Origin of the sequence: Spiroplasma endosymbiont of Thecophora atra (assembly GCF_964019735.1) — a bacterium.
In the GTDB taxonomy this organism is placed as follows: domain Bacteria; phylum Bacillota_I; class Bacilli_A; order Mycoplasmatales; family VBWQ01; genus Spiroplasma_E; species Spiroplasma_E ixodetis_A.
In genome coordinates, this window is sequence record NZ_OZ026464.1 from 409476 (window position 1) to 423724 (window position 14249).

Here is a 14249-nt window from a genome sequence, read left to right on the forward strand (position 1 = left end):
ATGGAACAATATTATGAATTATTAGGTTTATCTATTGGTGCAACAATTCCCGAAATTAATGCATCTTTTAGACGTTTATCTTTAAAATTACATCCAGATAAAAATACTAATAATCCAGAAGCAACTATTAATTTTCAAAAATTAAGTGAAGCGCGTAATGTTTTAGTTAAACATAAAAAATATGATTAAAAATTACTCTAGAGAAATTGAGTGTCACGCAATAATTAAAAATAATTTAGAAAATAATCAGTCAAAAACTCAAGAAAATTTAAAAAAACAACAACCAGAACAAGAAACATTTCAAAGTAAACAAAAAGAGAAATTTTAGCTAAGCAAAAATTTAAGATATTTGAAAAAGAAATTGATCAAAAAATAAAAAAATATTATATTGAGTTATTACCAAAAATACTTGATTTTAAAATAGAATTAAAGAAATTAGAAAAAGAACTTTTAACTTTACAGTCAAAAAGTTTTAAATTAAGAAAATCTATTATTAATTTAAATACAAAGAAAATAAATCCAAGAATTAATTTTTATATTAAATGTATTACTTTAGATTTTTATGATTGAAATAAAATAACAGAAAAAGAACTATGTGAAAATAAAAATGAATTTATAAAAACCAATAGGGAAAAAGAAAATTTAAAAGAAAAATATGATATAGTAAAAACTAATATGCAAATATTAATTAATGAGCAAAACTTATTACAAGAAGATCTTAAAGAATTATTTGCAAAAGAAGATGATTTGAAAAAATATATAAATTCATTTAATTTAGAAGAAAAAGATTCAATAAGAGATTGAAATAAACACTTTTCATTATCAGTTTAATGATATAAATAATATTATATGAATAGTTAATGATTTAAATATAAATTTAGTTTTATGGTTCAACTAATATTTCATTATTTGATGTTTGTTCATCATTGCGTTCTTCAATAATATTATTATCAATAATAATATAATATTGTAAATATTTATTTCAAATACTGATAATTGGTTTATACAGAAAACTACTAAACATAAAGTTACCAATGCCATGAATAGCATCAAAACTTAATCCAGATAATCAGTAAAGATAAAAACTGGATTTACCAAATAATATTAAATGAATTAGAGCATCAAATGTACCAAAAGTAAAACCTCATAAACTTGTAATAATTACAAAAATTCATCAATGCTTTTTAATTAAATGATGAAATATTCAAATTATTATTACCAATATTGGTCATATACTAAAATATAAAAATATTCAACTATTACCACCGTAAAGTAGAATTTCTAATGAAGCAAAAATTAAAGGAATAGTAATTGACATATATAATGGAAAAACTAATGCTGAAAATGCTAATAGGAAAGTTACAACTTCAATATTTGGTAATATTGCTAGTACTTCTTTTAAAGCAAAGACCAGTGCTGCATATGAAGGAATAATCAAGATACGAATTAATTTTTGGACATGGTTACTCATATTTGTTCTCGGCTTTCTTTATTTTTTAAATTTAAAACCACCTCATAAAGGTGGTTTAGTTATACTAATCGGAGATAAAACATCAATTAAAATTATATAACTGTTATCTGCACCCAGAGATTAGTTTAGTAGTATTAAATAGATAGGTCTACTGGCTTAACTTCATTTTACTTGTTACCCTTCTCAAAATCTTTGATTTCAATGGATTATGTAACTTTTATCAGTATCACAGTTGCTGGGGCAGCTTAAGATTACTTAATTCCCTTTTATGAACAGTTGTTCATCTATTTAATTTTATTTAGTTGTATTTAATGATAAATGATTTAATATATTTTTAATATATTAAATTTTTTCTTTATTTTTTGTTTAATAATGACACTAATTGTGCTTTTGGTAAATTATTCATTTCATTTTGATATTGTTTAAACATATTTTTACATGTTGTAAGTTCAGTTAATGTTTCTTTTAAGTTACCTCAACCTTCAATTATGACTTTCTTTTTTTGTAATTCTTTATATTGTAGAAAGAAATTAACAATTTCATCACGTAAATGTTGTGGTACATCTTTTAGATCTTGATACTCATTAAAGCGTGGATCAGAATTAACAACACCAAATAATTTAGTATCAACTTCACCACCGTCAATCATTTTAATCATTCCTAAAATTCTAACTTCTACTAAGCAACCAGGGAAAGTTGGATAAGTAATTAAACTAATAATATCTAAAGGATCACCATCGTAATCTAAAGTTTCAGGAATATATCCATATTCACCGGGATAAAAATTAGCACCATAAAGAACACGATCTAATATCATAGTTTTAGATTTTCAATCATATTCATATTTATTACTTGATCCTTTGGGAATTTCAACTACCATTTGCACAATGTTATTTTCGCTTTTATTCATTAATACTTCATCTCCTTTTAAAAATTAATTTTATTATATAATAAATAAACGTTTTTTTATATATAATTAAAATAATAAATGTATTTTAAGGAGTAAAAGATGAGTTTAAAATATGAGAAAAAGTGACAACAATTTAAAAGTAATATGAATAATTCTTTAAAACTAACTACTCATAGAATAGCATTAGTTAGTAGTTTATTAGCAGTTACGACATTAATGACCTTATTAGAAACACCACCTATTTTTTTACCTTTTTTAAAAATTGATTTTGGTAATACTATTAATTTAATTGCATTGTTAATTATTAAACTTCCTTATAGTTTGTTAATTGCCATTATTGTTCCTTGACTAAGTTTAATCTTACCTCATTTTCCTTCTGGTAATGCTGAACCAATTGGTGAATTTGCTTATATGTTAAATACTATTACTTTATTGTTATTATATAGTAGTTTTAAATTATTATTTAAGCAATTACCATTTTGAAAAACGCAATCTAATAATTCTTGAAAACGATTAATGATTATTGAAATACCAACAATTGTTATTACTTGTATTTTAGTATCATTAATTAGTGCTTTTTATAATTGAGCTTTTATTTTAGACATGTATGGTGCTGGTGATCTTAAAGATAAGATTTGAATTGTATTTGTACCATTTAATTTAATTAAATTTACTTCAGTTTTGTTTTTATATTTATTATTAGTTAGGCCAGTACAAATTTTAGTACAACATTTTAATATTTAAATAATATATTTTAATTGATCTTTTTTTATTTCTATTACTAAAGATTCTTCATTATTTTGTTTTATTTCTGATTCTTCTCAAGGTCTTCAAATATTTACTTCTTCTTTATAATCTTCATCAATTACTAATCGTTCTGAATCACTATCTTCTTCTGAATTATCAAAATAGTTGTTTTCTATTTGTTTGTTAATATTTACTGATAATAAATTTATTGCTTGTTGTTGATTTAAAAATTCTTCTTTATAATTTTGATTCTCATTATTATCACAATTTATTTCCGCAATATTGATAGCTTCTTCTAATATATCTTTTGGAGTTGAGTTGACTGAATGTTTTGTTTTAAGTTCATTCTTTCTTGCTTTTTGTTTTCAAATTCTAATTGTTGTTTTTGAAATGCCAGTTTCTTTTTTGATTTCATCATAACTTTTACCATCTTGTAAATATTGTAATACTTTTTCTTTTATTTCGAGTGTATATTTTTTTGCCATCTTTTAATCTTCCTTTTCTTTTTCAATATTAATTTAATAAAAATCCTAATACAGAAAAAATATCTATATAAGGATTTAACACTATTTAAATTAATGATTAATATTATAATTTATTTTTTTAGTTTTTGTTATTTTTATTGTAATAAAAATTATTTATCAAATTATTATTATGATATTTTCATTGTTAATTAATTTTCTAAATTAGAGTAGTATTAATAGTTTTTATAAAAATTTAATAAATGTCTTGTTTTTTAATTAAAAGTAATTTATAATTTTTATAAATAAGTATTTATTTAATTAAATACCTATTTTAAAAAGGAGAAGTTATAATGAGAGTTAAAAGTGTTGACCAAGAAAAAGAAAAAGTAGATATAAAAACAAAGAAAAAAATAAAGATTAATTCAAAACAACAAATTTTTAATATTACTTTGACAGGAATTTTATTGGGATTAGCTGTTGCTTCTTCATTAATTGAAATACCTATTCAGTTTATGGGAGTAATTTTACCATTAAGAATTTTTGATTCATTAATTATTGCTTTTGCTTTACCAATTATTGGTTTATATTATACATTAGCAATTGGTATTATCGAACCTTGATTACATTTATTAGCAGATAGTGATCATCCACCAATTCAAATTTTCTTTGATAATATTGCTAATATTTTATTTATTGTTTCTTTTTATTTTATTTACTACTATCTTTTTAAATTGTGCAATAAAAGTAAAAATTTAAAAGTAGATACTATCAAAAAAATAAGTGCTGGTCTAGTAATAGTACCCTTAAATGCGATTATTGCTACTTTATCTTTTGCTTTAACTTTAGTAGTACTTTATTTTAGTCCTAACCTACCAAGACCTGATGAATATGATAATAATATTCTTAATTTTAATAATCATTCAGTAATTATATTATTTATTTTACTTGGTATTGAAATTTTAAGATTTATTTTTATCTTTATCTTATTTAGTTTAGTTGAAAGAAAGATAGGTTCTGCTAAACGTTATTATTTTTAATAAAAAGTATTTTATTTTATAAAATAAAATGTTAAATTAATACTTATTAATTAAAAATAAAATTAGGGAGCAATATATGAAGTTAATAGTTATTTTAATTATTATCATGAGTATTATTTTTTTAATTGGTTTTATAATAATATTTTTTCTGAAATTAAGAAAAAAGAAAATAAAATCATCAAGGAAAATAAAATATTGTTTATGTGTTCCAAATTCTTATCATAGCATTATCAAGAATAGAAAGTTTAAAAGTAATAATGATTTAGTAAATAATAAAAAAGTTTTGGAAATGTTAACATATTTACAGGAAAGAGATATCGCTAATTATAATAATATTATTCCTACCTTTTATAGCATTTTAGAAAAACCTATCCAATATAATTTGGAAGCTAATAAAAATGTTAATTATTTATTAACTAATATTGTTGATATTTTATGTCATCATCATCACTGTATAGTAAATCCCTTACATTTGATTAAACATTTGTTTAATAAATGTAATAATAAATTACATCAACACAAAAAACATTCTCATTTTACTCAAGAGAATAATCATTCAGTTAAACCAACACATGTTTTTAATAAAACACAAACTAATGCTTCTACACCAAAAACTAATGTTTCTATACCAAAAAAACATAATAAACATACTTTCTCATAAATTTATAAATATTCCTTTACTAGTTATTAGTCCTAACTTAACAAAAACGGAATATCTAATTAAATTCATAATTAAAATGTATTAAGTATCTACTAATTTAACTTATTAGTAGATATTTTTTTAAAAATAAAATTTACTGTACATTATTTTGTAATAGTTTATAATAATAAGAAAATCATTATAAATGGAGTGTAAAATATGAGACGAAAATTAAATTTATTTTTTACTACCAGCCTTTTATTAAGTTCTAGTATGTCGCTTTTAGCATTCACAATTGATACAAACAATATTAGTATTAATAATTTTGCTAACAACAATGTTGATACTAAAACAGCAACTAAGTATGCTAATGAAACCTCTATTGTTGGTAAATCGTTATTAATTGGTAAAAATAAAGGTTTTAATACTAATAATTTATTAAATAATATGTATAATCAAGCCCCTTCTATTCAAATTGATAATCTTACAGGTAAGAATAATGGAAATGATTTTATTAATGATTGAACTAGCAACTTAGATGGTAATAGTATTAATACTATTCAGTCTTTATTTCAACGTAATGGTATTAATCAATCTAAAGTTGACACTATCGCCAATAATATTAATAGCTATAGTAGTTATCGTGACATATTGCAAATGGTTAAAAATTATTTAAATAATTCTATTTTATCTAATGATGATACTGTTAATATGATTGATGGAATGTTAAAAAATATTAAAAATTTAATACCAAATATTAATGATTACTTATCTTATACTAATTATATTCTAATTATAACTAATACTATTGATGAATTATTAGCAGATTGAGATCAAGAAGATAATTTTAGTGGTAATACTACTTTTGAAAAAATGCAAGATTATATGTCAAAGAAAGCGACATTTGCTCAAGCTTGAAATATTCCAAGTCATGAAAAGTGATACTATGTTAAAGATGAAGCAAAAAATTGAAATTGAAATCAATTTTATGAATATATAGCTGGTGTTAATTTTAATTATATGTTTAAGTCAATATCAGGAAAATATATTGGTGAAATGATTAGCGATAATATTAAATATGCTTTATGAGGTGCTGGACCTATTGGTTTTAATTCTGATAATTTTAATGCTACATTTAGTGAAACTCTTAATAAGATTTTAACAAATCCAGTGGCATGACCTTATTTAATAAAAACAATAATACCAATGGTTAAAAGCGAAGTATTAAAATTAACTAATCCAACTTTTGGCATTGATAGTATTACTTGAGATGATAAAACACTACTTAAAAATAATACAGTTCAACTAAAAAAAGTATTAACTATTTTTCAAGAATTAATATCTTCAAAAGATAATATGCTTAAATTAGTTACCAATTTAATGACCGGACCTTTTGGTGAAGATATTATTGCGAAAGCTACCTTTGCATGAACTGATTCATATTGAACATTACCTGAGATTCAAAAGAAATTTTCTTTTATTTCAGCTATTAATGATATTCCTCAACAAGTTGTTAATAGTTTAGAATCAGCAATTAAAAATGTTCTAATTAGTGACACAATTAATAAAATATTTGAGTTTACTAATAAATATTTAACAACAAATCCATTAATTGATTTAAAAGATTTAGTAAAATATTTAGATTTAACTTTCGATAGTAAAGATTTTATTAATGCTTTAAATAATCTTAAATATATTATTAATCATCCAACAACAGATAATATTAGTAAAACTAAAGAAATATTACAATTATTAGGTGTTCAATTTGGTGGTGAAACTAATTTTAAACAAGATAGTGTTTTTGCAAACTTTTCTAATTGATTAAATACTTCTACTAGTAGTTTAAATTCCTTACTAAATATAATAGTTGATAAAACACATCATAATGGTATTCTTGATAATATGTTAAAGGACCAAGAAAATTTATATAAAGATATGTATAGTAAATATTTTGATATTAACAATAATAGTTATTTTACTTTAAGTGATATTGCAATGAATACATTTAAACATGATGATGGTAGTGTTAGTGCAGTTTTAAGTTATAAAATTAAAAATAATTTAGATAATAAAAGTTATGATATTACATTTAAAAATGCTAATTTTCTTACAAGTAAAATCTTTAAAATAAAGTTATTTCATATTAGTCAATAATTTTTAATAATTTTCTTCAATAATTAGATATTTTAATTTAAAAAGTATCTTAATATACAAGACGGTTATTGCATTTTTTCTTTAAACAATTTAAAATATAGATAACTTATAGATTTAAGAAAAAGTTATTGGGGAAAATAAAGGGGACTAATTATGAAATCATTATTAACAAGATTAAGTGTTTTAACACTTGCAACAACCGCAGGAATTTAATCAATATTTTAAATACCATTGAAGAAAAAAAGTAATGTAAAGATTGTTGTTTACATTACTTAATATTTTTCTATTTTCTTTATTTTGAATATTGTTTTTTAAATGTTTTGATTTTATAATGTATATGAACAGACAAGAAATATGTGCTTAAATCATTAAGCCTGTTTAGTATTATTACCTAAATAGGTTTTTTTGTTGTTTAATTAGAGAAATTTTAACTTAGAAAGAAGAGTAATTAAAAGATAAATAATCAAGAACAGTATAAAAAAATTATTACTATTGCTTTAAATGCTATTGGTGCTGGTAGTCCTGGTGCAACTACTAAATTATTACATAATGCTCGTCAAGTTTCACAATGATTAAATTTAGCAAATGCTTTAAATAGGGGTGTTTTTGGGACAGTATTTACATTTTTACCAGATAGTAAAAAAGTAGCAACATTAATAGAAGTTTGAAAAATATTAACAAATACCTCATATATAGTTACAACATTAGATGTTAATTTTATTAAAACAATATTTACTAAAGCAAGTAATTGAGATTTAACAATTCCTAATTTACTACCATTTATTAGTTTTGAAATATCTGCTATTTCTGGTGTTTTGGCTGGAACAACAACACTTACACGTATTTATTTTACTAATAAAGATTCAACAACTAATAAAATATTAAAGTCAATTGAAGATGGTTTTAATTTATTATGTCCTTTTGCTGCAGTTATTGGAGGAGGATCATTATTTTGAACACCTGGTCTTGATTCAAAAATTATTGATCCAATTTTTGTTACACTTGATGGAGTTTCTGGAACTACTAATTGATTAATAAATAAATTTTGAAATGCTATTGATTTTGAAATTAATAATGAAAATCAGAGCATATTGGATAATGAAGAAAATGGTACTTTATTAATTAATGATGAAGAGTTTAAGACAAGATGTAATGAAACAAATATTGATAATGATTCATCTTCATTAAACTCTGTTAATTCAGTTTTTGTTGCTAATTAGTAATAGTTTTTTGTTAAATTTATTTGAATAGATTTTTAAAATTTAATAATAAAAAATCACTAGCATCTTTATTGTTGCTAGTGATTTTTATTGCTTGATTTGTTAACGTTATGCTAAAAGTAGTGTTTTGTGGGAGTATAAATATTTGTTATTGCATTATCTTAAAAAGCATTCTAAGATATAAATAACTTATAGATTTAATAAAAAGTTATTGAATAAAATAAAAAGGGAGGTTTTCAATATGAAAACATTGATTACTGCACTAAGTGTTTTAGCATTTGGAACATCTATTGGAACTTTAAATACTGTTTTAAATAAAACTCCACAAAAAATTGAACTTTTAGATAAAAAAACACAACAAGATACAATTTACATTGATAAAGATGGAAAAGAACAAACAACTAATAAAAGAGATTTATCAAATATAAAAACTACTAAAATTACTCAAATTGGTTTTTATAAAAACCAACAAGGTGAAATTCAAGTTGTTAGAATGCCAAAAACAATTAAAGAAGTACCTGACAAATTACCACCAGAAATAACTTCTTTAAATTTTATGTTTTTGGGTGCTTCACAATTTAATCAAGATTTATCAACTTGAGATGTATCTAGAGTAACAAGTATGTTGAGTGTATTTGCTGGTGCTACTTCATTTAATGGTAATATTTCAAATTGAGATGTATCTAATGTCACAGATATGCTTGTTATGTTTAATGGTAGTTTAAAATTTAATCAAGATCTTTCAAAGTGAAATGTATCTAATGTAAGAAGTATGAGTGGTATGTTTACTGGTTGTTTTTTATTTAATCAAGATTTATCAGCTTGAGATGTATCTAGTGTAGAAGATATGGTTGGTACATTTGCCAATACTTTAGCATTTAATCAAGATTTATCAACTTGAGATGTATCCAATGTAAGAATTATGACTGGTATGTTTGCTGGCTCAGTATTATTTGATCAAGATCTTTCAAAGTGAGATGTATCCAATGTACTAGATCACACTCATTTTGCTGTTGGTTCAGCAATTTCTGATTCTAATAAATTACCTAAATTTAAAAACTTTTTTATTAATAACACTATTTAATTTGATCAAAAGTATTTAATTTCTAAGTAATTAACTATAATAAAATTTAGAATAGTATAATAAAATATTATATTTGTTTTTTATAAAAGCATATAATATTGACAAACGGTAAGTTTAAAAAGTTTTAACTCATTTCTTTATTTTTTTAAAGTAAATGAGTTTTTATTTTTATTATTGTATGCTCTTTTATTTTACTGATTAGTCATACATTTAAAGTAATCAATTGCAATTATATGCCAAAGGTTATATAATATGGGTAATAGTGGGAAAGTGTGGGTGATATTATGCTACTAGGACAATCATTGTCAACATTAGATGAAAAGAAACGAATGATAATTCCTTCTAAGTTTAGAAGTTATTTTCATAACAATGAGATTGTTATTGTTTCTAAAGGTTTTGAAGGCTGTTTAGTTATTCGTAACGAAATTGAATTTATTAAATGACAAGATAAAATCTTATCACAATCTGAAGGTCAGAAAGAAGCCAGAATTTTGGCAAGACAAGTATTTGCTAATTCAGAAGAATTAACTATTGATAGTAAAGGTCGCATTAATATTCCACATTCATTATTGACACTAGCTGATATTAAACAAAAAGTAATTATGATTGGACTATCCAATAAAATTGAGATTTGATCAGAAACTAATTGAAATAGTTTTAATCAAGATACCAAGGATAAATTTGAGTCAGCGGCAGCAGCTCTAGATGAGATATAAAAATTATGAATAATATCAATGCAAGACACATTTCTGTAATGTTAACAGAAGCAATTGATTTCTTAAATATTAAACCTGATGGTATTTATGTCGATTGTACATTAGGACGAGCAGGTCATAGTAAAGTTATACTATCAAAACTTACCTCTGGCAAACTATATGCTTTTGATCAAGATCAAATGGCCATTGATAATAGTAAAATTATTTTAAAAGATTTTAAAGATAAATATGAAATAATTAAAAGTAATTTTGCTAATATTCAATCTGAGCTTTTAAAAAGAAATATTACTAAAGTTGATGGTATATTATATGATTTAGGTATATCATCACCACAAGTTGATGAAGATATTAGAGGATTTAGTTATATGAAAGATGCTAAGTTAGATATGCGTATGGATCAAAGTCAAAAATTAAATGCGTGAGATATTGTTAATAATTATAATTATGAGCAATTAAAAACAATCATTAAAAATTATGGTGAAGAAGTATTTGCTAGTAGTATTGCTAAAAATATTATTAAAACAAGAACTTTTCAACCAATTGATACCACTTTACAATTGGTTACGATTATTAAAAAATCATTACCAGTAAGAGTATTAAATAAGCATCATCATCCTGCCAAAAAGACTTTTCAAGCATTAAGAATTGCTGTTAATAACGAGTTAGAAACATTAAAATCTTCTTTAAAACAATCTTTGAAATTATTAAATTCTAATGGTAGAATTGTTGTTATTAGTTTTCATTCTTTAGAAGATCGTATTGTTAAACAAACTTTTAATGAAGTTTTAATTGATCCACAAGCGCAATTATATGCTAAATTACCAGTTCATAATAATTGAAAAACAAAATATCAATTAATAATTAAAAAACCAATTACACCAAAGCCTGATGAAATAAATAAAAATCCAAGAGCACGAAGTGCAAAGTTAAGAGTTATTACTTATATTGATTCATAAAAATGTTTGGAGGTGAACAATATGAATTTTCAAGAATTATATGTTGTATGTCAAATTGAAGACTTTAGTTTAAAAGTTATGGTTAATAATTATGTTAATAATCAAATTCAGGTTTTATATAAAGAAACTGTTGATACTGAACAGTTTTCTGAAAATGGTGTAATTATTAATTCAATTGCTACAGGTAAGTTATTAAGGCAAATTATTAATAAAATTAATAATACTTTAAATATAAAAGTACAACGTATTGCCTTAACTTTACCTTCAAATAATTTAAAAATTTATCAATCACAAGCATCACTTGATTTTAAAGATGCTAACCACATTATTACTGATGAAGATTGTAGTAAAGTGATTGAAATGGCTAAAAACATTACTATTGATAATAGTGAAATTATTTGTTTAACTAAACCATACAATTTTAAAGTTGATCATGCAATTGGTAATGAACAATTACCAATTGCTAAAAAAGGACAAGTTATGCATGTTGATGCTTTAGTTTATTCATTACCTAAAAGTTTATATAATTCTCACCTCGAAGTATTAACTAATGCCGAAACAGAATTGTTAACGGTTACTTTAGATCAATTTGCATTAGTATGTAATATTAAAAATACTGATTTTAATCGTAATACAGTTTTAGTTGATTGAAATATTAATAGTACTAAGATTAGTGTTTTTAGTAATTCAGTATTATTTGCAACAACAAATATTAAAATTGGTTGAAATCAAATAATTCAATCATTAATGAAGCAAATGCATTGTGGTTATGATAAAACTGAAAGATATTTACAAAAAATTATTAATATAAGTAGTAATTATTTATGCGATGTTGTTGTTGATAAGTATGTTGATGAGCAGACAAAATCTATTGTTCGTTTAACAAAAACTGATTTACAAGCAACAGTTAAAAAACAAATTAATGAAATTATTGCTTGTATTGAATATTTTCTTGATGAAGTTAGTGATAATAATAGTTCAGATATGGAAATTATTTTTACGGGAATTACTATTGGTTTATGTGGTTTTGCCAACTATTTTAAAAATAATAGCAAACTAAAAGAAGTAAAATATATGCTTAGCCAAACTCCTGGTGCATATAGTTATCAGTGAACTACTTTAATCGGTAATACTCACTACCAACATTTAGTAAATGTTTTTAGTAATAATTATATTTCATCAATACATAAACCAGAAATTGTATCAAAATTAAATCATTATACGCATTCTAATAATCATGATAATAAGCATTATAATTCCCCCTTTCAACCAAATTATCAGTATAATGATGGTAGTAAATAGAAGAAGACAATTTGATTAATCAGGAGGAAAATAAAATGGAACATAATAATTCACAATTTAAACCAATAGCATCAATTCGGGTAATTGGTATTGGTGGTGCTGGTAATAATGCTATTAATAGAATGATTGAAGCAGAGGTACAAGGTGTTGATTTTTATGTTGCTAATACTGATGCACAAGTAGTTAATGCATCTCCAGCTGAAAATAAAATTATTTTGGGCAAAGAATTATCAAAGGGACTTGGAGCGGGAGCTAATCCCGAAATTGGTAAACAAGCCGCAATTGAAAGTGAAGCAGAGATTAAACGTGCTTTAGATGGTGCAGATATGGTTTTTATTGCTGCTGGTATGGGTGGTGGTACTGGTACTGGTGCCGCATCAATTGTTGCAAGAATTGCTAAAGAATGTGGTGCTTTAACAATTGCTATTGTTACTAAACCATTTAAATTTGAAGGACGTAATCGTAATGCTCATGCCGTAGTTGGAATTGAAAATTTAAAGAAACAAGTTGATGCAATTATTATTATTTCTAATGATAAATTATTACAAGTAATTGGTAATATTCCTCTTAAAGATTCGTTTAAAGAAGCAGATAATATTTTACGTCAAGGTGTACAGACTATTACTGACTTAATTGCTGTTCCTGCTTTAATAAATTTAGATTTTGCTGATGTTCGTACTATTATTGAAAATAAAGGTAATGCCTTATTTGGTATTGGAATGTCAAAGGGTGAACATAAAGCTAAACAAGCCGCAACAAAAGCTATTTCTTCTCCTTTACTTGATGATGTGACAATTAAGGGTGCTAAAAATGCTATTGTTAATGTTACTGGTGGAACAACAATGACATTAACTGATGCTAATATTGCTGTTGATTTAGTTCGTGATGCTGCGGGTAATGATGTTAATATCATTTTTGGTGTCGCTGTTAATGAAAATTTAAATGATGAAATGATTGTAACAGTTATTGCCACTGGTTTTGATGAAGAAAGTGCTAATGCTAATAATTTTGTTTATAGTTCAAAAGTTGATAATCATGAATTTATTACTAATAAGACTCAATATTTAAGCGAAGAAATTAAAGAACAAACAAAGAAAAAAGAAGAAGAACAACAAAATTTAGTCCAAGAAGCAGCAATGGAAGCAGATGATGATTTACCATCATTTTTACGAAGACGAAAGAGAGTTTAATTAATTATGGGATGAAGAAGTAAAAAATATAAAGACAATGATGAAAATAGTAATTATAAAACCAGTTTTCAAGAACAAATACAAGAATTTGCTCCTAAAAATTATCAAGAAATTGAATCAATTGCTAATGCTATGATTTTACAAAAACCAATTAAAGTTAATTTAACAACAACTGTTGAAAATGATCGAAGAAGAATTATAGATTTTCTTTGTGGTATTTCGTATGTTATTGGTTTTGTTGTTGATAAAACTGATATTCATATTTATGAATTTAAAAATGAATTAAGTTAATCTTGAACAAATAGGTTTTTATTTCTTTCTAATAATAAAGAAATAAAATTATTTATTTTTTAAATTA

Annotated in this window: 17 protein-coding genes and 1 riboswitch; of the genes, 14 read left to right on the plus strand and 3 right to left on the minus strand. The window is 23.5% G+C overall.

All coding sequences use genetic code 4. The features are described from left to right. The 3 genes from AACL05_RS02335 to AACL05_RS02345 all read left to right on the plus strand — a co-directional run bounded on the left by AACL05_RS02335 (window position 1) and on the right by AACL05_RS02345 (window position 831). Window positions 1–189, plus strand: a complete 189-nt coding sequence (locus AACL05_RS02335; RefSeq protein WP_338962234.1) for a J domain-containing protein — start codon at window positions 1–3, stop codon at window positions 187–189. After that, window positions 182–328, plus strand: coding sequence for a hypothetical protein (locus tag AACL05_RS02340; protein WP_338962237.1), 147 nt, complete (start codon window positions 182–184; stop codon window positions 326–328). Before AACL05_RS02335 ends, AACL05_RS02340 begins: the two co-directional genes overlap by 8 nt. 347 nt (window positions 329–675) lie before the next feature. After that, window positions 676–831, plus strand: coding sequence for a hypothetical protein (locus AACL05_RS02345; RefSeq protein WP_338962239.1), 156 nt, complete (start codon window positions 676–678; stop codon window positions 829–831). A 52-nt stretch (window positions 832–883) separates the two neighbouring features. Here the strand turns inward: AACL05_RS02345 and AACL05_RS02350 are convergent, their stop codons facing one another. Further along, window positions 884–1471 (minus strand): hypothetical protein, encoded by a 588-nt coding sequence (locus AACL05_RS02350; protein ID WP_338962242.1) that lies wholly within the window; start codon window positions 1469–1471, stop codon window positions 884–886. A gap of 124 nt (window positions 1472–1595) precedes the next feature. Beyond that, window positions 1596–1774: riboswitch (cobalamin riboswitch) on the minus strand. 52 nt (window positions 1775–1826) lie between these two features. Further along, entirely contained in the window at window positions 1827–2381 is a 555-nt protein-coding gene (locus tag AACL05_RS02355; RefSeq protein ID WP_338962245.1) for an inorganic diphosphatase, read from the minus strand. Window positions 2382–2480: 99 nt separating this feature from the next. On the opposite strand from AACL05_RS02355, the gene AACL05_RS02360 reads away from it, so the two are divergent. Beyond that, window positions 2481–3125: a hypothetical protein gene (locus AACL05_RS02360; RefSeq protein WP_338962248.1), complete on the plus strand. Its 645-nt coding sequence runs from the start codon at window positions 2481–2483 to the stop codon at window positions 3123–3125. On the opposite strand, the gene AACL05_RS02365 is transcribed toward AACL05_RS02360, so the two are convergent. Then, a complete protein-coding gene (locus AACL05_RS02365; RefSeq protein ID WP_338962251.1) occupies window positions 3122–3613 on the minus strand; it encodes a helix-turn-helix domain-containing protein in 492 nt (163 codons plus the stop codon). The two genes, AACL05_RS02360 and AACL05_RS02365, sit on opposite strands and share 4 nt — an antisense overlap. Before the next feature lie 329 nt (window positions 3614–3942). Between AACL05_RS02365 and AACL05_RS02370 the strand changes: the two genes are divergently transcribed. From AACL05_RS02370 to sepF, 10 genes are all read left to right on the plus strand, one after another. Continuing rightward, window positions 3943–4629, plus strand: coding sequence for a hypothetical protein (locus tag AACL05_RS02370; protein WP_338962254.1), 687 nt, complete (start codon window positions 3943–3945; stop codon window positions 4627–4629). A 289-nt stretch (window positions 4630–4918) separates the two neighbouring features. After that, a complete protein-coding gene (locus AACL05_RS02375) occupies window positions 4919–5290 on the plus strand; it encodes a hypothetical protein (RefSeq protein WP_338962256.1) in 372 nt (123 codons plus the stop codon). A 198-nt stretch (window positions 5291–5488) separates the two neighbouring features. Continuing rightward, on the plus strand, window positions 5489–7423 hold the full coding sequence (locus AACL05_RS02380) for a hypothetical protein (RefSeq protein WP_338962259.1): 1935 nt from the start codon (window positions 5489–5491) through the stop codon (window positions 7421–7423). Window positions 7424–8238: 815 nt separating this feature from the next. Beyond that, window positions 8239–8643, plus strand: a complete 405-nt coding sequence (locus AACL05_RS02385; RefSeq protein WP_338962261.1) for a hypothetical protein — start codon at window positions 8239–8241, stop codon at window positions 8641–8643. 241 nt (window positions 8644–8884) lie between these two features. Then, complete coding sequence (locus tag AACL05_RS02390) at window positions 8885–9727, plus strand: BspA family leucine-rich repeat surface protein (RefSeq protein WP_338962264.1); 843 nt, start codon at window positions 8885–8887, stop codon at window positions 9725–9727. A gap of 272 nt (window positions 9728–9999) precedes the next feature. Next, the gene (gene mraZ, locus AACL05_RS02395; RefSeq protein WP_281748124.1) at window positions 10000–10443 is read left to right on the plus strand and encodes a division/cell wall cluster transcriptional repressor MraZ; all 444 of its coding nucleotides are present in this window, start codon (window positions 10000–10002) and stop codon (window positions 10441–10443) included. A 5-nt stretch (window positions 10444–10448) separates the two neighbouring features. After that, window positions 10449–11399: a 16S rRNA (cytosine(1402)-N(4))-methyltransferase RsmH gene (gene rsmH / locus AACL05_RS02400; protein WP_338962268.1), complete on the plus strand. Its 951-nt coding sequence runs from the start codon at window positions 10449–10451 to the stop codon at window positions 11397–11399. A 21-nt stretch (window positions 11400–11420) separates the two neighbouring features. Beyond that, entirely contained in the window at window positions 11421–12701 is a 1281-nt protein-coding gene (locus AACL05_RS02405; RefSeq protein WP_338962271.1) for a hypothetical protein, read from the plus strand. Between the two features lie 35 nt (window positions 12702–12736). Continuing rightward, window positions 12737–13891 (plus strand): cell division protein FtsZ, encoded by a 1155-nt coding sequence (gene ftsZ, locus AACL05_RS02410; RefSeq protein WP_338962274.1) that lies wholly within the window; start codon window positions 12737–12739, stop codon window positions 13889–13891. 6 nt (window positions 13892–13897) lie between these two features. Continuing rightward, the gene (gene sepF / locus AACL05_RS02415; RefSeq protein ID WP_286642494.1) at window positions 13898–14182 is read left to right on the plus strand and encodes a cell division protein SepF; all 285 of its coding nucleotides are present in this window, start codon (window positions 13898–13900) and stop codon (window positions 14180–14182) included. The last annotated feature ends 67 nt before the right edge of the window (window positions 14183–14249 follow it).